Origin of the sequence: uncultured Prevotella sp., from assembly GCF_946407605.1 — a bacterium.
GTDB lineage: Bacteria > Bacteroidota > Bacteroidia > Bacteroidales > Bacteroidaceae > Prevotella.
On record NZ_CAMJOS010000045.1, the window covers coordinates 1 to 16957 of the forward strand.

The window sequence follows — 16957 nt, forward strand, 5'->3', positions numbered from 1 at the left end:
CAGATGAATTGAAATGAAAGAGATTAACTACAAGGACATGAAGTTCAATCCGTTCCGCTCGGCTTTGCCGCTTCGCTCGTCGAAGAATCTGATTGGTGATGAATGGATGCTAGAGAGCGGATTCCTTTATCAGGACACCATCGACGAAAATTATCCCCAGCGCGACTTCCATACGATGTACGTCGGCAAGATTGAGAAGATTCTGGTAAGGGATGATGAGTATTTGAAATAATAGACGGACAAATAGGATTTTATGAGTATTATAAATAGGCCCAACCCAAACGAGGTATTTCCTAATCCGAACCTCCCAAGACTATGCTTCATCTAGAATGTGGTTAAGAACCCACGTATCATCATCGGCGATTACACCTATTGAACATCATCATCTTCATCAGGACACGAAACCTGATTAGCGTATCAGAAGCTTGTCGAATCCGGTCATTTTAAAGATTTTCTCGACCTCGGGCTGGACATGGAACACCTTGAAGCAGCTCAGGTCTTTTACGGACTTCCGCATGATCAACAGTACACGGAGACCGGCCGATGAGATATAGGGCATCTTCTCCACGTCCAGCTCTATTGAATCGGTCTGAGGCGACGCCTCCTGGAAGGCTTTCAGCAGCTGCGTTGCCGTGAGGGTATCTACCCGTCCCTGGACTTTCATGACGAGTTTTCCTTCCGTTACCGAACTTTCGACGGCAAAAGGAAGCTCCGGAGCCGACTTCCTCCCCGTCTTCGGAGAGGCGACACGCATGGTGAGTATGTTCATTTGCCGATAGGCATTACGGAGTTCATCAGTCGCGCCGGGAACATCCGGAAGATAGAGCGTGACGGGCTCAGCCGCTACCGTGAATCCCTGCTCCTCCAGAAATCTCCTGGCTCCCTCCTCGCCATTGAGGAAGAGGCTGTTCTGGTTCATCTTCACATCGGCCATTTCGTTGGCTTTCCCTTGCATACGATTCAATAAGGCAAGTTCATCTCCTTTAAGCAAGGTGCTGAAGGTGAGCGTATAGATTCTCAAGATGGATGTGTCGGCTGTCATCCAACAGCCACCGTACTCCGAGAGAAGACGGTGAATGGCCTAACAGAGGCTCACCAGCTCCGGCTCGTTGAAATACCCCAGCAGCCCTTCCGTCACGATGCACAACTCGCCTTTGACGCTCCCCAATGCGTCTTTCATGGACTGGTAATTGGTGGCATCCACGGCGTGGTAACTGGACAGGCGGCACTGCTCGGGCGTCATCACCTTCTGGGCAGCAGGAGCCATGTCGTCAATCACCACCGGAAGGTCAAACCCGAAATAGCGCTTTCCCGCAGATGAAACACGGAACCCGCGGGGCGAATAACCCGAAGGAAGGTCCACGATATTGTGGGCGCTGCTTCGAATCGCAGCGGTGTTGTATATTTCATAGCGGGCCAGCTGGGCAGTCTTGTAACACTCCCCGATATGGGCGGGGAGAATCTTGGCTTTCTCCTGCAATTCTGTCTCCAGGCCGATAATAGACAGCAAGGCAACAGCATCCGGATCCCCTGCCTTTTTCAGAAGACCTAAAGTCGATTTGGCGGTCAAATAAACGGGGTTTACTGTCTTTTGTAGTTCTTTTTTGTCCATGATGCGTCCGTAATTTAAAGTTCAATTATAAAAAGTCACTACTGGTTTGCCCGCATCCTTCCAAGCAATGATACCACCTTTGAGGTTTAAACACTTGTAGCCGATGTCTGCCAGTTTCCCAGCTGCATTGGCTGAGCGGCGACCACTGCGGCAGTAGATGGCGATAGTCTTATCCTTTGGCAGCTTTGCCTTAGCCTGTTCTACAAAGTCGCTTTGGAACTGGTCAATAAATATGGCTCCCTTGATATGCCCCTCAGCAAACTCATCGGCCTTACGCACGTCGAGGATTACTACGTTAGAGTCTGCTATTAGTTCAGCAAACTCCTTCACTTCCATGTTTTCAAAATTTTGACTGCATGCTGTGTTCAGCCCAAGAACAGCCAATAATAGGGCAAAATATTTTTTCATACCAAATCCAAATAATTCTAAAACTTGGGTACAAAGGTAGCAATTATTCATGGATTTTTCGTATATTTGCAAATAAATTTGCGAGCGCTCGGCCCCAAAGGGACGCTTTCTTGCGCTCCGTAAGGTGCTCAGGCGCTACGCGGAGGTCTTACAAAGAACGTGTACATATTTACAAAAGAGAAAGCAATGATAGCAAATGCTCTGCTATATTATCTGATAGTTATCAATGTTGTGACCTTCCTGGTCTATGGCATTGATAAGGTCAAGGCCAAGCGAGGCTACTGGCGCATATCGGAGGTTACTTTGCTGATGCTTGCTGTCATTGGCGGGAGCATCGGAGCCTTGTTTGGTATGAAGGTTTGGCACCATAAGACGATGCACAAGAAGTTCAAGTACGGACTGCCGCTGATTTTGTTGGCACAGATAGCACTCCTTGTTTATTTAGCACAGAGGCACGAATTTTAGAACAAAATGAGTATTTTAATAGTATTTGTGAAATGAAAAGGATAATCGCAATAGTAATCATGAAGACCCCGACCTGCTGGAATGCAAGCCGGGGCCTTTACGTATTATATATGGAATGGCTTACGCCACGAAGTGCTTGATATGACGGGCTGACGTAACCTTGGCATCGTAGCGGACTGTCAACTCACGAGTGCGGGGATTCCAGTTGGTATCCATCACGCCCTTCATGTTCTCAACCTTTTTCGCTATGTTCTTATGAGAGTCGTGACGGCTCACCTTGATGGTGCAGGTCTTCACGTCGGGACGATAGGCATGGTGCTTGTGAGCATCGTTATTAGAGAGTGCCTTGTCCACCTTGTCAAAGTGAGAGTCACCTTTGTGGTTATTCACTACAACCACTTTATCGTTCTTGCCATTGTTATGGTGCTTATTACTTGCCATTGCTGGCATTGCTGTTGTGACTGCCATCAACATCATGGCTGCGATCACCTTATTCATTGCCTTCATAATCTTCATTTTTTAATTATTAAACTTCTGTTCTGTGAGAGGCTTTCTAACCTTTTCACGATGCAAAGATAAGGCGAATCACTGGAATTTGAAAATGAAAATTCCTATTCTGTAGGGGCGAGATTCCTAAAACTACATAGGGATTTCCCCTTCAGGGTATGAAAGCTATGTGTCCATAACTGTCATTCGCATTTCGATGTCATCTACTGGTCTGTCGGCACGTCCTGTGGCTGTGCCTTGAATCATCTCAACCACATCAAGACCTTCCTCGACCTCGCCGAATACGGTATATTGACCATCGAGATGGGGAGTACCGCCAACAGTTGAGTAAATCTTCAGCTGTTCATCGGTCAGTCCAGATTTGCCTACCTTATTCTCAGCTTCAGTAGCCAGTTTGTCTTGCAGCTCCTGAAGTCCCTCATGATTCCTTTCACGACGCATCTGCATAATCTCAGCACGATGCTCGGCTGCAAGAGCATTGAACTCTGCTTGAACCTTCTGTATCCTCAGTTGCTTAGAGAACTGACGAAGCTGGCCTTCGTTATACACATCTCCCCAGACTATGTAGAACTGCGAACCGCTACTGCGACGCTCAGGATTCACCTCGTCGCCCTGACGTGCAGCAGCCAAAGCGCCACGTTTATGGTACAGGCCGTCCTTTATCTCGGCTTCCAGCGTGTAGTCAGGACCACCGACCCCCAGCATCTTACCAGCGGGTGCGCCTTTTGAGTCGGGGTCGCCGCCCTGGATCATGAAGTTCTTTATCACTCGATGGAACAGCGTACCATCATAATAACCCTCCTTCGCCAACTTTACGAAATTGTCACGATGGATGGGAGTCTCGTCGTAAAGGCGAACTACGATGTCGCCCAACATGGTTTGAATCTTTACTTTCATCATAATATGTTAATATTTAGCGCAAAGGTACGAATTTTAGAACAAAAATGAGTATCTTTGCCAGAGTTTTTAATAGTATTTGTGAAATGACGGAGCAGCGATAATATCAAGATATGGGATAAACGCACTTGTCCGAAATGTCAGGGCGAGATGCAGCAGACGGGCAATAAAGAGTATTACGTAGAATAATCCCCTTCAAAACAGCTAAAAAAAGAAATGAGTGAAAAATATTAATATTTTACTCACTTATTCGTACCTTTGCGGCTTGAAAGCCGCGAAACTGCTCACGCAGTTTTGCAGACTGAAAGAACCGTAGGGGCGCAAGAAGGCTGATGTTATGCTCTCTGATGAAGGATACTCCGCAAAGATGCAGTCACTTTCGAGTCTTTCCTGACGTTCCTTTCATCTGTTCCGATGGTGTTTTGCGGTTGTTCCGATGATACTTTACCCCCCTAAAGTATCATCGGAACGAGTCGTAGATGCCATCGGAAACACCCGAAGATGACGTCGGAACGGGTGTAAGATGACGTCAGTCACAGAACTGCATACCAGAGCGATAGTTTGCACGCAGAATTCGACTTGAATTTACGCAGAATTCAAGGCGAATTTACGCAGAATTCAGACGATAACAAGGAATATATCCAAATTGCACTACCTTTGCAAAGGATATGGAGATTCGGGATTTACCGATAGTTGCTTTATAAGGACTATATACGATATAGTCCCTATCCCTATAGATAGGGACATATAGTCATAGATAGACCAATAGAGGTCTATCATGACGTATATGAGAATTGGAAAATATAAGGACCCCGAAGGGGTCAAATAACCAAGTATAGGAGCTTGCCCCTATGATGACCGCCTGCTCCACAAAGTTACTTTCTTACAATAACACTGCCGCTGGCCTGATGCGTTGCCAGTATCAGCACCTCAGCAATCTGCACATGCTCAGGGGCATTGGCAGCATAGACAGCCACGTCAGCGATGTCGTCACCCGTCAGCGGCTTGATGCCTGTATAGAGTTTCTTGGCACGCTCTTCATCACCCTTGAAACGCACGTTGCTGAAGTTGGTCTCTACCAGTCCCGGTTTCAAGTTTGTTACACGGATGGCAGTATCTGCCACATCGATGCGCAGTCCATCAGTCAACGCCTTCACCGCAGCCTTTGTCGCACAATACACGTTGCCACCAGCGTAGGCAGCGTCACCAGCCACCGAGCCCACATTAATGATGTGGCCACGGTTGCGCTGCACCATTCCTGGCACCACGAGTCGTGTCATCGTCAGCAGTCCCTTGATGTTCGTGTCAATCATTGTTTCCCAGTCATCGAAGTCGCCCTTGTACTCTGGCTCCAGCCCCAGTGCCAGCCCAGCATTGTTCACCAGCACATCAATCTCCTTCCACTCCTCAGGCAGTTCATCGATGAACTTCTTTGCTTTCTGTCGGTCTCTCACGTCAAAGGCCAGTGTCATCAACTGCGTACCCCTGGCAGTCAATTCCTTTCGGATCTTAGCCAGGATATGCTCATTCCTTCCTGTCAGAATCAGTCTGTCGCCGTTTTCTGCGAATTTCCTTGCACAAGCCAGTCCTATACCGCTTGTTGCTCCTGTTATCAATACTGTTTTATTCATAAATCTAATGTTTTTGGCCGAGCCGAGCGGGCATTCGGTGTTGTTATCTGTTTCTGTGTTAAATCCTAATAATTATCAAAAATCAGCCACAAAGGTAGCAAATATTTCCAACGCTTTCGGCAAAATAGATTGAGAAAATTTATGCCTTTGCCATTTTTAACACAAAATACTTCATGGGAAAGAGGTTGCGTATGGGGAATAATTCGTAATTTTGTCCCCATGAAATTACGAACACTTATAGCAATAATGATTATGATGACTTCGTGTAAAGGACAAACACGTGAGCCTGTGGTGCGCCCGGCAACTCAGGCAGACCGTTTCTATACGGGCAATGCGAAGGAACTGAGTGATGAGGTGGATAGTCTCTTGGCACTTCACAGCCATAGTACGGTATATCAGAATGTGGCGGCAATCATTGTGCCCCATGCTGGCTATTACTTCTCTGGCAATGTGGCTGCGTCGGCCTATATGTCGCTGGATGCCAAGAAACGGTATAAACGTATCTTCCTGCTGGGCCCCAGCCATCATGAGTGGCTCGACGGGGCGTCGGTGAACACGGAGGCCGACTACTATGCCACGCCGCTGGGGCAGGTGAGGGTAGACCACGAAACGGCTGTTACTCTAACGAACACAGGTGACACGGATTCAGACTGTGTGTTCAGTTATAGGCCGGAGGCGCACGACAGGGAACATTGTCTGGAGGTGCAGCTGCCGTTTTTGCAAAGACTTTTCGCCCAGCACGCTCAAGAAGTGCCTCCCATCGTACCTATTATTATCTCAACTAACGACTATCGCAAGCTGAAGCGGATTGCAGAGGTGCTGAAACCCTACTTTACTGACGACCGCTCGGCCGAAGGACGCTCTCAAGGAGAGAACCTCTTTATTATTAGTAGCGACTTCTCTCACTATCCTGCGTATGACGATGCTTGCGAGGTGGATGCACGGACAGGCAAAGCTATTGAGACGGGCGATGTGGAGGAGTTTATTGCGACCATTAATGCCAATGCCCAGCGAGGCATGAAGAACCTGGCAACAAGTGCCTGTGGCGGCTTTGCCATCATCACGTTGATGATGATGCTCGATGAAAACTATTCCGTGAAGCACATCATGTATCAGAACTCAGGTGATATTGACGACCACGATCATAGCCGTGTGGTGGGCTATCATTCGTTTGCCTTCCTGCGCAAACAGCCTGGAGAGTTTTCTATCTCAGAAGCAGACAAGAAGCTCCTGAAAGATATTGCCCTTCAAAGCATCAAGGACTCGCTGGACGGCAAACGGATAGCGCAGCCAACTTTCAACTCTCATCTTTCAACTCTCAACTCAAAGTGCGGTGCATTCGTGTCTCTTCACAAACATGGCAGACTTCGTGGCTGCATCGGTCACTTCGGCGAGGATTATCCCCTGCACGAGATAGTGGCAGAGATGGCTCGTGCCGCTGCCTTTGAAGACCCTCGTTTCATGCCTGTGACCAAAGACGAGCTCGACGATATAGATATTGAGATATCGGTGCTTACCCCCATGCGTCGCATCAAGAGTCTGGATGAGTTTGAGCTGCATCGTCACGGCATCTACATCAAGAAGGGACGCAGAAGCGGCACGTTTCTTCCTCAGGTGGCCGACGAGGTGAACTGGACCAAAGAAGAGTTTGTAGGACATTGTTCTCAGGACAAGGCAGGTCTTGGATGGGATGGCTGGCGCGATGCGGAACTGTATGTTTACGAAGCGATAGTATTTTAAGTGAAAGGTGAAAGGTGAAAAGTGAAAGGTGAAAAGTGAAAGGTGAAAAGTGAAAGGTGAAAAATATTCTACCGCCGTAAGAGATGAAAGAGTGTAGGTATTATCAGAAGTTGGAGGGTGGGGCAGTAGCGTGTCTGCTTTGTCCGCACCACTGTCATATCGCCGATGGTAAGACAGGACGCTGTCTCAGTCGACGAAATGATGGTGGTATACTCCTCAGCGAGGTGTATGGTAAGCCGTGTGCGTTGGCCATCGACCCCATCGAGAAGAAGCCACTCTACCATTTCCATCCAGGCACAGAGTGCCTTTCTCTGGCCTGCACAGGCTGTAACTTCCGTTGCCTCAACTGTCAGAATCACGACATCTCGCAGGTTTCTCCCACGGATGTTCCTCACTATGACCTGTCGCCTGAAACGCTCATCGCCCTCTGCCAGAAACACCATTGTCCTGGCATTGCCTATACCTACACGGAGCCCCTTACCTATTTAGAATATATAACAGACTGTGCACGATTGGCTTATGAGGCAGGACTATGGAATATCCTCGTAACGGCGGGCTATGTCTGTCAGGAACCGCTGGCTGACCTGTTGCCCTATCTCGATGCCGCCAATGTGGACCTTAAGTCATTCAGCGATGACATCTATATGCAAGTCAGTGGCGGTCATCTGCAGCCCGTCCTCGATACGATTGTTGCGATGCGCGAGGCTGGCGTATGGCTGGAAATCACCAACCTCCTGATTCCTGACATCAACGATGATATGGACATGATTCGTCAGATGTGCCGCTGGTTGAAAGAAAACAACCTGGCCAACGCTCCGCTGCATTTCAGTCGTTTCTTCCCTCGCTATAAGATGCAGGAGATACAGCCAACACCTCTTTATACGCTTAAGGAGGCTAAGCGCATTGCTGAGGAAGAAGGCATTGTTCATGTGTATCTGGGGAATGTGTGAGGGGTTTGTTCGGTTTGCACTACCTCTGAGGCTACGCCTCGAAGGTACTCCCGCTCGAAAATACTCAAATAAATTTCTTGCGTCCCGATGGTAGCAAGCGAGCATAGCTCGAGCGGGTATTTTACTCGCTTATTCGTACCTTTGGCTTCGCCGCGCTCGGCATCCCGAAGGGTGACGCTTGCTACCAACGGGACGCAAGAAGGTAGGCTGCACCTCAGAAAAACTCAAATAAATTTGGTTTTTCGTTCGGTTTGCACTACCTTTGCAGGCAATTATGAGAAAGAGCTTCTTTTCGGCGGTGATAATGATGGGCGCGATGCTGATTGTATCGTGCTCGACGACGAAGTATGTGCCGGAAGGAGAATACCTGCTGAACAGGGTGAAGATAAAGACGGAAGGCGAATATCGCGACGTGAACACGGAGACGATGCGCAGCTACGTGAGACAGATGCCTAACCAAAGGTGGTTCTCGTTGTATAAGTTGCCGCTGGCCACCTATTCGCTGTCAGGACGTGACTCGACGAAGTGGATGAACCGCTTCCTGAAGTCGATAGGCGAGGAACCGGTGATATACGACAGCACGATAACGCAGCGTACCGTGGGCGACTTGGAACAACAGCTGAGAAACACGGGATTCCTGAACGCAAAGGTGGGGTGCGAGGTGGAGCACCACGGCAAGAAGGTGGACCTGACCTATGTGCTGAAGCCTGGCGAGCCGTACTTTATTTATCACGTGAACTACGACATTCGCGACAGCGCCATAGCCAGGATCATGGAGCAGGAGGATGCCAGCAAGAGCCTGATAAAGGAGGGTATGAAGTTTGACGTGAGCCGACTGGACGCTGAGCGCAAACGCATCACCACGATGCTGTCGGACAGCGGCTACTGGCGATTCCATAAGGATTTTATTACCTATCAGGCTGACACCATCAGTGGCTCGCGACTTATAGACCTGACATTGAGACTGTCGAACTATCACCTGGCGGACATAACGGAGGAGCCTCATACACGCTACTGGATAAGAGACATCAACTATGCCAGCGGTGACGTGAGAGACCCTGAACTGCACCTGAGAAAGCACGTATTAGAGGAGTGTACGCACCTGACGGCAGGCGGCACGTATTCGGCTACTGGACTGCAGAACACGTACAACCACTTTGGACGACTGCAGTCGGTGAAATATACGAACATCAACTTCAGTCAGGTGCCTGGCGCCGACTCGCTGGACTGCAGCATACAGTTGCAATCGAACAAACCCTCGACCATCAGTTTCCAGCCGGAAGGTACGAACACGGCGGGCGACTTTGGTGCTGCGGCGTCGATAACCTATCAGAACAACAACCTGTTTCGTGGCAGCGAGCTGCTGAGTGTGCAGCTACGTGGCGCCTATGAGGCCATCAAGGGGCTGGAGGGCTACTCGAACCAGGACTTCGTGGAATATAGCTCGGAGGTGAAGCTGCAGTTCCCGCGATTCATATCTCCCTTTGTGAACCAGCACGTGAGGCAGACGGTGAACGCCACCAGTGAGGTGTCGCTGCTCTATGACACCCAGAACCGTCCGGAGTTTCACCGTCGCTTGCTATCGGCAGCATGGCGCTACAGATGGAACTTCCCTCATCGGCATGACCACTACCAGCTGGACCTGCTGGACCTGAACTATGTGTTTATGCCCTGGATATCGCCAACATTTCGCAATGAATACCTGGACAACGACAATAACAGGAACGCCATTCTGAGGTATAACTACGAGGACCTGTTTATCACGAAGATAGGTTTCGGCTATTCGTGGAGCAAGAACCGCACCGCCTTCAAGTCGAACATCGAGACCTCGGGTAACATATTGTCGCTGGGATCAAGGCTGTTTGGATCGTCGAAGGACGAACAGGGACAGTACCGACTGTTTAACATCGCCTTTGCGCAGTATGTGAAGTGCGACCTGGACCTGAGTCACGCCATACTGACCGACCATAACAACGAGCTGGTGCTGCACGTGGGACTGGGCGTGGCCTATCCCTATGGCAACTCAACGATACTGCCTTTTGAGAAACGATACTTCTCGGGTGGCGCCAACAGCGTGAGAGGATGGACGGTGCGCTCGCTGGGACCTGGAAAATATAAGGAGAAGGACGGACGCATCAACTTCATTAACCAGACGGGTGACATGAAGCTGGACCTGAACGCGGAATACAGGACAAAGCTGTTCTGGAAATTCAGCAGCGCCCTGTTTGTGGATGCAGGTAATGTGTGGACGATACGCCAGTATGAGATGAGTCCTGGCGGACAGTTTCATCTCGATGACTTCTACCAGCAACTGGCTGTGAGCTATGGACTGGGCATCCGCCTGAACTTCGACTATTTTATTCTGCGTTTCGACATGGGCATGAAGGCTGTGAATCCTGCCTACGAGACGGAGGATGACGAGCACTATCCGCTGTTGCACCCTAGGCTGAGCAGGGATTTTGCCTTCCACTTTGCAGTGGGAATGCCCTTCTGATTGGTGAAGGGTGAAAGGTGAAGGGTGAAGGCTGCGAGTAAGCGAGAGAAGAGTGAAGCTCGCTTCGACTCTGCCGAGCGAGAGCAGACTAGACCGTAGGTCAAGGGTGAAGGGCCCCGAAGGGGTCGAATAACAAAGCGTAGGGGCTTGCCCCTATGATGACCGCAGGTCAATGAAAAGAAAGAACAAAGAAAACGATGATAAAATTTATATCTTTTGGAAGCGGAAGCAGTGGAAACTGCTATTTTCTATATACCGAGACTGACGGCCTGCTGATAGATGCAGGCGTGGGTGTCAGGGCGTTAAAGAAACATTTCCGCGACTATGGGCTGAACATGGAGTTGGTTCACAGGATTCTGCTGACCCACGACCATGCGGACCATATCAAGTGCGTGGGCAGCATGAGTCATGACTATCATCTGCCCGTATTTGCCACTAGACTGGTTCACGAGGGAATAGACAAGAACTACTTCGTGACGCGTAAGGTAGCGCCTGAATTGCGAAGTTATGTAGAGCCAGGCGTGAGCTTTCAGACGGGTGAATTCAAGGTAACACCATTCACCGTGCCCCACGACAGCAACGATAATGTGGGCTATCAGATTGAGGTGGAAGGCAAGATTTTCTGTCTGATGACTGACGTAGGTCGGGTGACGGAAGAGATGGCGACATTTATTGGTAGTGCTGACTATCTGGTGATTGAGGCCAATCATGATTATGAGATGTTGCAGCAGGGACCTTATCCGCAGTATCTGAAAGACAGGATTACTGGCGGCAATGGTCATCTGAACAACAAACTGTGCGGCGAAGCCATAGCACAGAACATGAAGGAGACGCTGCAACATGTGTGGCTATGCCACCTGTCGGAGGAGAACAATCACCCTGAGTTGGCACGTAAGACGGTGGAGTCGATACTCCGTTCTTATGGTATTATAATAGGAAAAACGCTCCAGCTGGATGTGCTGAAGCGTACTATGCCTACTGGTGTTTTCGAGTTGTAATTATTCTTCGCCGTAGTCGGCCAAACCCTCGGCCTCCTCGTCAGGATCACCACTACCCAGGTCCATCATCGTTGAGTAGTTGTCCTCGGTGATATCGTCATCATCGGGATCTTCTATCTCTACATCGTCCTCATCGGGCTTGTTATAGGTGTCCTCAATCTCTACATCGGCATCCTCATCCTCCTCGCCTTCGCTGTCGTATGACGAGAACTTCATCTTGGGCTTCTCGGCCTCGGGCTTTGTCTTGGCGAAGATAGCCTCGACCCACAGACCCTTGGCAACCTCTAACACCTCGAAACCGTCGGCCACCTTCTTCTCGTAGAGGCCGCCCTTCTTGTGCAGACGGTCTTTGGGAAGGGTAGTGGTAGAGATGTCGAAACCACTCTCAATGATATCCTTGATGCTTTGTGACAGCGAGTCCCAGCCGCCGCCGAAGTTACGGTCGAGCACCTCGATAAGCTTGGCTGCCGTGATGTGGCGGATGTTCTCGTAGGTAAGGTCGGTGACGCGCATGATGGGACGCTTCTTGATGGCCAGAGTCATCTTCTTGTTGTCGTCGATACGAACCACACCAACCTTGTAGCCCTGTTTCTCGAGCTTCTCCTTGATAACGGGAGAGTCGTTGGCAACCTCCTCGATCATGAAGGCCGAACGGATGATATCGATGATATGACGGGGATTGTCCCTTAACTCGGCATCCTTCTCGACACCATCCCACATGCGGAAGATGTCATTCTCCTGTACATCCCATACGCTACTCTTCGTCAGAGTCTTGAGCGTAACTGCTTTTTTCTCAGTCTGTTGTTCCATAAAATCTATAATGCTTTTCTTGTTTTGGTTGCAAAGATATGAAATAATTGTGAATTCCAACGTCTTTTCATGCTTTTTTTTTAAAAAGGGGTAAAGAAATGTTATAACTCTTGCATGAGTCGTTTTTTCTTAGTACTTTTGCACTTCGTAATACGTATTCGATATGGGATTGTTTGATTTTTTTAGTAAGAAGAAAAAAGAAGAGACGCTGGACAAGGGTCTGGAGAAGACAAAAGCTAGTGTCTTTGACAAGCTGACACGCGCCATCGCCGGTAAATCGAAGGTGGATGACGACGTGCTGGACAACCTGGAGGAGGTGCTCATTACAAGTGATGTTGGCGTGGACACTACGCTGAGAATCATTGAGCGCATTGAGGAGCGCGTGGCACGCGACAAATATGTGTCGACAAGTGAACTGAATACCATTCTGCGTGAGGAGATTGCCGGACTGCTGACAGAGAACAACGCAGTGGATAATGATAACTGGGACCTGCCCGCAGACCATAAACCCTATGTGATATTAGTGGTAGGCGTGAACGGCGTGGGTAAGACAACCACCATAGGTAAGCTGGCCTGGCAGTTTAAGCAAGCTGGCAAGAAAGTGTATCTGGGCGCTGCTGACACCTTCCGTGCCGCTGCCGTAGAACAGCTGTGCATCTGGGGTGAGCGTGTGGGAGTGCCTGTCATCAAACAACAGATGGGCTCCGACCCCGCTTCGGTGGCTTTTGATACGTTGCAAAGTGCGAAAGCCAACGATGCCGACGTAGTGCTGATAGATACGGCTGGACGTCTGCACAATAAGGTGGGACTGATGAATGAGCTGAAGAAAATCAAGGATGTGATGAAGAAGGTGCTGCCAGAGGCTCCCGACGAGGTGATGCTTGTGTTGGACGGCTCTACTGGACAGAACGCCTTTGAGCAGGCTAAGCAGTTTGCCGCCGTCACACAGATTACTTCGCTGGCTATCACCAAGTTAGACGGTACTGCCAAGGGCGGTGTGGTCATCGGCATTAGCGACCAGCTGAAGGTGCCCGTGAAATATATCGGACTGGGTGAGGGTATGGAAGACCTGCAGCTGTTTAATACGAAAGATTTCGTTGACTCACTGTTTAAAGTGAAAAATGAATAGTGAATAGTGAAAAGTGAAGAATTGGCTACAGCTAAAATGACGATTGATTTTATCTCTTTAGGTTGTTCCAAGAATCTCGTTGACAGCGAGGTGCTGATGGGGCTGTTTGAAGCAAACGGCTTCCATGTGACCCATGACAGCGACGACCCGCAGGGCGAGATTGTCGTGGTGAACACCTGCGGCTTTATTGCCGACGCCAAGGAAGAGAGCATCAATACTATATTGGAGCAAGTGGCTCGTAAAAATGAGGGACTTGTCAAGCAAATCTATGTGATGGGCTGTCTGTCGGAACGCTATCTGGCCGACCTGGAAGCTGAGATTCCAGAGGTTGACGGATGGTTTGGGAAGTTCAACTACAAGGAACTGCTAAAACGACTCACCCCCGACCCCTCTCTGCATAAAGAGGGGAGGGTTCTGACTACCCCTTCGCACTACGCCTACATCAAGATATCGGAGGGCTGCGACCGTCATTGCGCCTACTGTGCCATACCGCTGATTACAGGCCGACACCAGAGCCGACCAATGGAGGAAATCCTCGACGAGGTTCGTACATTGGTGAGCAGAGGCGTGAAGGAGTTTCAGATTATTGCACAGGAGTTAACATATTATGGCATAGATCTTTATGGTGAGCAGCGTATAGCTGATTTGATAGAGCAGATGGCTGAGATCGAGGGCGTGGAGTGGATTCGTCTGCACTATGCCTATCCCACACATTTCCCTTGGGACCTGCTTCATGTGATGCGAGAGAAGAAGAACGTGTGCCGCTATATGGACATAGCCCTGCAGCACATTAGCGACCACATGCTGAGCAGGATGAGAAGAAACACCACCAAGCAGGAGACAATGGAACTGATAGAGCGGATGCGCAGGGAGGTGCCTGGCATTCATCTGCGTACCACGCTGATGGTGGGATTCCCTGGCGAGACTGATGAAGACTTCAACGAACTGATAGATTTCGTGAAGTGGGCACGCTTTGAACGTATGGGAGCCTTCGCCTATTCTGAGGAAGATGGCACGTATTCAGCAGAACATTATGAAGATGATGTGCCCGAGGAGGTGAAGCAGCGCCGACTGGACCGTCTAATGCGTGTACAGCAGAACATCAGCGCAGAGATTGAGGCTGCTAAGGTGGGACAGACGCTGCCTGTGATTATCGACAGAATAGAGGGCGACTATTACATTGGTCGTACTGAGTTCTGTTCGCCAGAGGTAGACCCCGAGGTGCTGATAGCCAAAGAAAATAACAAACTGAAGATTGGAGAGATATATCAAGTGAACATAACGGATTCCGAGGAGTTTGATCTCTACGGATGTGTGGTGAAAGTTGTAAAATAGATATGAACAATAAGGAATTTTTAAGTATCATAGCTGGAAAGACGGGTATGAAGCCAAAGGAGGCTCAGAAAGCCGTTGATGCCCTGATAGCAGTGATGGGCGATAGCTTCCAGGAAGGTGACAACGTACAGATGTCCAATTTCGGATGCTTCGAGGTGAAGAAGAAGTTGGAACGCGTGATGGTGAACCCATCTACGGGTCAGCGCATGTTGGTACCCCCAAAGTTGGTGTTGACGTTTAAACCCAATCCTGCGTGGAAAGATATAATCAAGAAAGGAGGGGCCGAGTAATGGGTAAGATCAATATGAGTGAGTTAGCCGACCGTCTGGCTGAGAAGGCTGGCATCAGCAAACGCGATGCACAGGCTTTCCTGTCGGCTATCATCGAGACTATACGTGATGGCGTAAACAATGATAAGATTGTCAAGATCAAGGGTCTTGGCACCTTTAAGGTGATTGACGTCGATGCCCGTGAGAGCGTCAATGTGAATACAGGAGAACGTGTTGTCATTGATGGTCATCAGAAACTGACATTCACTCCCGACAGTACCATGAAGGAGTTGGTGAACAAGCCCTTCTCGCAGTTTGAGACGGTGGTGCTTAATGAGGGTGTGGCCTTTGATGACGTTGAAGCTAATGACGAGACGGCTGAAGACGCAGACATCGCAGATTCGACGGATACTAAAATTGTGGAACCAGAGCCGGAACCTATTGTAGAGCCGGAACCTGAACTCGTTATTGAATCCGAACCAGAGCCTGTTGCAGAGCCTGAGCCGGAGCCTGTAGTTGAGCTCGAACCCGAGCCTGTTGCAGAGCCTGTCGTAGAACCTGAGCCAGAATCAGCTCCTATTGTCGAAGATGTAGAAGAGACGGAAGAGCCTGAGCCCTCACGTTCTTATTGGTGGCTGTGGCTGCTCCTCGCTATTGTGGCCTGTGTGCTGAGCTTTGGTGGTGGCTATCTTCTGGGACGTCATATGGACAAGGCAGACGTAGACGATGAAGTAGTGATGGAAGATTCTATTGCTTCGGAACCTGTTGTAGCGCCTGTGGCTACTCAGGATACTCTTCAGAATGACTCTGTCAATACCGACACGATAGTGCCCGTGAAGCAAGACGTTGTGGAACCCGTGAAGCCTGTTGAGCAGCAGCCCAAGGCTGAGGAGCCAAACCCCGAATGGAAGAAATATGAAGAAATGGATGCCCGCGTGCGTACTGGAGCCTACAGAATCGTGGGTACTGACCACGTGGTGAAGGTAAAAAGCGGCGACACCACTCGTCGTATAGCAAGACGTACTTTGGGTGAGGGTATGGAATGTTATATAGAAGTATATAATAATGTGACAACCCAGACGCTCAAAGAAGGTCAGGACATCATGATTCCGAAGCTGGAGTTGAAGAAGAAAGTACAGAAAAAGACAAAAGAATGATTACGAAATAAAGAGTAAAAACAAATATTATTATGGCAGAAAACATTGATATCCGCGAGTTGAACATGCGGATTGAACAACAAAGTGCATTTGTCACGAATCTCGTGACGGGAATGGATAAAGTCATTGTAGGACAGAAACATCTGGTGGACTGTCTGTTGATAGGACTGCTGAGCGATGGTAACATCCTATTGGAAGGTGTGCCTGGACTGGCTAAGACGTTGGCCATCAAGACCCTCTCGCAGTTGATTGACGCGAAATATAGTCGTATTCAGTTTACGCCCGACCTGCTGCCTGCCGACGTGACAGGTACTATGATCTATTCGCAGAAGGACGAGCAGTTCCTGGTGAAGAAAGGTCCTGTGTTTGCCAACTTCGTGCTGGCTGATGAAATCAACCGTGCTCCGGCAAAGGTGCAGAGTGCTTTGCTTGAGGCCATGCAGGAGAAGCAGGTGACGATAGGCAGTTCTACATTCGATTTGCCCAGTCCGTTCCTGGTGATGGCTACACAGAACCCGATAGAGCAGGAAGGTACCTATCCGCTGCCTGAGGCCC

At 49.4% G+C, this 16957-nt stretch carries 17 protein-coding genes and 1 pseudogene; 11 read left to right on the top strand and 7 right to left on the bottom strand.

All coding sequences use genetic code 11. From position 1 onward, the window contains the following. Positions 1–100 precede the first annotated feature (100 nt). Positions 101–232: pseudogene (locus tag Q0R57_RS13470) on the top strand (flavin reductase family protein); the annotation flags it as partial. A 177-nt stretch (positions 233–409) separates the two neighbouring features. Here the strand turns inward: Q0R57_RS13470 and Q0R57_RS13475 are convergent. Genes Q0R57_RS13475 through Q0R57_RS13485 form a run of 3 tightly spaced genes read right to left on the bottom strand, consistent with a single transcriptional unit; the run spans position 410 to position 1948 of the window. After that, a complete protein-coding gene (locus Q0R57_RS13475) occupies positions 410–1042 on the bottom strand; it encodes an STAS domain-containing protein (RefSeq protein WP_294748766.1) in 633 nt (210 codons plus the stop codon). Between the two features lie 39 nt (positions 1043–1081). Beyond that, positions 1082–1612 (bottom strand): hypothetical protein, encoded by a 531-nt coding sequence (locus Q0R57_RS13480; RefSeq protein WP_294748769.1) that lies wholly within the window; start codon positions 1610–1612, stop codon positions 1082–1084. A 21-nt stretch (positions 1613–1633) separates the two neighbouring features. Beyond that, positions 1634–1948, bottom strand: a complete 315-nt coding sequence (locus Q0R57_RS13485) for a rhodanese-like domain-containing protein (protein ID WP_366516870.1) — start codon at positions 1946–1948, stop codon at positions 1634–1636. Positions 1949–2206: 258 nt separating this feature from the next. Between Q0R57_RS13485 and Q0R57_RS13490 the strand changes: the two genes are divergently transcribed. Continuing rightward, positions 2207–2485: a DUF1294 domain-containing protein gene (locus Q0R57_RS13490; RefSeq protein WP_294748772.1), complete on the top strand. Its 279-nt coding sequence runs from the start codon at positions 2207–2209 to the stop codon at positions 2483–2485. A 120-nt stretch (positions 2486–2605) separates the two neighbouring features. On the opposite strand, the gene Q0R57_RS13495 is transcribed toward Q0R57_RS13490, so the two are convergent. From Q0R57_RS13495 to Q0R57_RS13505, 3 genes are all read right to left on the bottom strand, one after another. Then, complete coding sequence (locus tag Q0R57_RS13495) at positions 2606–2983, bottom strand: hypothetical protein (protein WP_294748774.1); 378 nt, start codon at positions 2981–2983, stop codon at positions 2606–2608. A 174-nt stretch (positions 2984–3157) separates the two neighbouring features. Continuing rightward, on the bottom strand, positions 3158–3892 hold the full coding sequence (locus Q0R57_RS13500) for a peptidylprolyl isomerase (protein WP_294748775.1): 735 nt from the start codon (positions 3890–3892) through the stop codon (positions 3158–3160). An 872-nt stretch (positions 3893–4764) separates the two neighbouring features. Further along, complete coding sequence (locus Q0R57_RS13505) at positions 4765–5520, bottom strand: SDR family oxidoreductase (protein WP_294748777.1); 756 nt, start codon at positions 5518–5520, stop codon at positions 4765–4767. A gap of 252 nt (positions 5521–5772) precedes the next feature. Between Q0R57_RS13505 and amrB the strand changes: the two genes are divergently transcribed. The 4 genes from amrB (at position 5773) to Q0R57_RS13525 (ending at position 11702) form a co-directional block, all read left to right on the top strand. Continuing rightward, positions 5773–7260 carry an AmmeMemoRadiSam system protein B gene (gene amrB, locus Q0R57_RS13510; RefSeq protein WP_294748779.1) on the top strand — a complete coding sequence of 496 codons (1488 nt, stop codon included), beginning with the start codon at positions 5773–5775 and terminating at the stop codon, positions 7258–7260. An 83-nt stretch (positions 7261–7343) separates the two neighbouring features. Next, a complete protein-coding gene (gene amrS, locus Q0R57_RS13515; RefSeq protein WP_294748781.1) occupies positions 7344–8210 on the top strand; it encodes an AmmeMemoRadiSam system radical SAM enzyme in 867 nt (288 codons plus the stop codon). A gap of 274 nt (positions 8211–8484) precedes the next feature. After that, the gene (locus Q0R57_RS13520; protein WP_294748783.1) at positions 8485–10704 is read left to right on the top strand and encodes a BamA/TamA family outer membrane protein; all 2220 of its coding nucleotides are present in this window, start codon (positions 8485–8487) and stop codon (positions 10702–10704) included. Positions 10705–10901: 197 nt separating this feature from the next. Continuing rightward, on the top strand, positions 10902–11702 hold the full coding sequence (locus Q0R57_RS13525; RefSeq protein ID WP_294748786.1) for an MBL fold metallo-hydrolase: 801 nt from the start codon (positions 10902–10904) through the stop codon (positions 11700–11702). Here the strand turns inward: Q0R57_RS13525 and Q0R57_RS13530 are convergent, their stop codons facing one another. Next, positions 11703–12512 carry a hypothetical protein gene (locus Q0R57_RS13530; protein WP_294748788.1) on the bottom strand — a complete coding sequence of 270 codons (810 nt, stop codon included), beginning with the start codon at positions 12510–12512 and terminating at the stop codon, positions 11703–11705. 163 nt (positions 12513–12675) lie between these two features. On the opposite strand from Q0R57_RS13530, the gene ftsY reads away from it, so the two are divergent. From ftsY to Q0R57_RS13555, 5 genes are all read left to right on the top strand, one after another. Further along, positions 12676–13641, top strand: coding sequence for a signal recognition particle-docking protein FtsY (gene ftsY / locus Q0R57_RS13535; protein ID WP_294748790.1), 966 nt, complete (start codon positions 12676–12678; stop codon positions 13639–13641). A 36-nt stretch (positions 13642–13677) separates the two neighbouring features. Continuing rightward, on the top strand, positions 13678–14976 hold the full coding sequence (gene rimO / locus Q0R57_RS13540; protein ID WP_294748791.1) for a 30S ribosomal protein S12 methylthiotransferase RimO: 1299 nt from the start codon (positions 13678–13680) through the stop codon (positions 14974–14976). 2 nt (positions 14977–14978) lie between these two features. Then, complete coding sequence (locus Q0R57_RS13545; protein ID WP_294748793.1) at positions 14979–15266, top strand: HU family DNA-binding protein; 288 nt, start codon at positions 14979–14981, stop codon at positions 15264–15266. Positions 15267–15280: 14 nt separating this feature from the next. Continuing rightward, positions 15281–16402: an HU family DNA-binding protein gene (locus Q0R57_RS13550; protein ID WP_294748796.1), complete on the top strand. Its 1122-nt coding sequence runs from the start codon at positions 15281–15283 to the stop codon at positions 16400–16402. A gap of 32 nt (positions 16403–16434) precedes the next feature. Then, the coding region (locus Q0R57_RS13555) for an AAA family ATPase (protein WP_294748797.1) at positions 16435–16957 on the top strand (523 nt) is incomplete at its 3' end.

What these genes read in the sequence shown, in the direction of transcription:
- Q0R57_RS13475 (WP_294748766.1), bottom strand. Translation starts at nt 1,042, where the DNA reads ATGACAGCCGACACATCCATCTTGAGAATCTATACGCTCACCTTCAGC.
- Q0R57_RS13480 (WP_294748769.1), bottom strand. Translation starts at nt 1,612, where the DNA reads ATGGACAAAAAAGAACTACAAAAGACAGTAAACCCCGTTTATTTGACC.
- Q0R57_RS13485 (WP_366516870.1), bottom strand. Translation starts at nt 1,948, where the DNA reads ATGGAAGTGAAGGAGTTTGCTGAACTAATAGCAGACTCTAACGTAGTA.
- Q0R57_RS13490 (WP_294748772.1), top strand. Translation starts at nt 2,207, where the DNA reads ATGATAGCAAATGCTCTGCTATATTATCTGATAGTTATCAATGTTGTG.
- Q0R57_RS13495 (WP_294748774.1), bottom strand. Translation starts at nt 2,983, where the DNA reads ATGAATAAGGTGATCGCAGCCATGATGTTGATGGCAGTCACAACAGCA.
- Q0R57_RS13500 (WP_294748775.1), bottom strand. Translation starts at nt 3,892, where the DNA reads ATGATGAAAGTAAAGATTCAAACCATGTTGGGCGACATCGTAGTTCGC.
- Q0R57_RS13505 (WP_294748777.1), bottom strand. Translation starts at nt 5,520, where the DNA reads ATGAATAAAACAGTATTGATAACAGGAGCAACAAGCGGTATAGGACTG.
- amrB (WP_294748779.1), top strand. Translation starts at nt 5,773, where the DNA reads ATGATGACTTCGTGTAAAGGACAAACACGTGAGCCTGTGGTGCGCCCG.
- amrS (WP_294748781.1), top strand. Translation starts at nt 7,344, where the DNA reads ATGAAAGAGTGTAGGTATTATCAGAAGTTGGAGGGTGGGGCAGTAGCG.
- Q0R57_RS13520 (WP_294748783.1), top strand. Translation starts at nt 8,485, where the DNA reads ATGAGAAAGAGCTTCTTTTCGGCGGTGATAATGATGGGCGCGATGCTG.
- Q0R57_RS13525 (WP_294748786.1), top strand. Translation starts at nt 10,902, where the DNA reads ATGATAAAATTTATATCTTTTGGAAGCGGAAGCAGTGGAAACTGCTAT.
- Q0R57_RS13530 (WP_294748788.1), bottom strand. Translation starts at nt 12,512, where the DNA reads ATGGAACAACAGACTGAGAAAAAAGCAGTTACGCTCAAGACTCTGACG.
- ftsY (WP_294748790.1), top strand. Translation starts at nt 12,676, where the DNA reads ATGGGATTGTTTGATTTTTTTAGTAAGAAGAAAAAAGAAGAGACGCTG.
- rimO (WP_294748791.1), top strand. Translation starts at nt 13,678, where the DNA reads ATGACGATTGATTTTATCTCTTTAGGTTGTTCCAAGAATCTCGTTGAC.
- Q0R57_RS13545 (WP_294748793.1), top strand. Translation starts at nt 14,979, where the DNA reads ATGAACAATAAGGAATTTTTAAGTATCATAGCTGGAAAGACGGGTATG.
- Q0R57_RS13550 (WP_294748796.1), top strand. Translation starts at nt 15,281, where the DNA reads ATGAGTGAGTTAGCCGACCGTCTGGCTGAGAAGGCTGGCATCAGCAAA.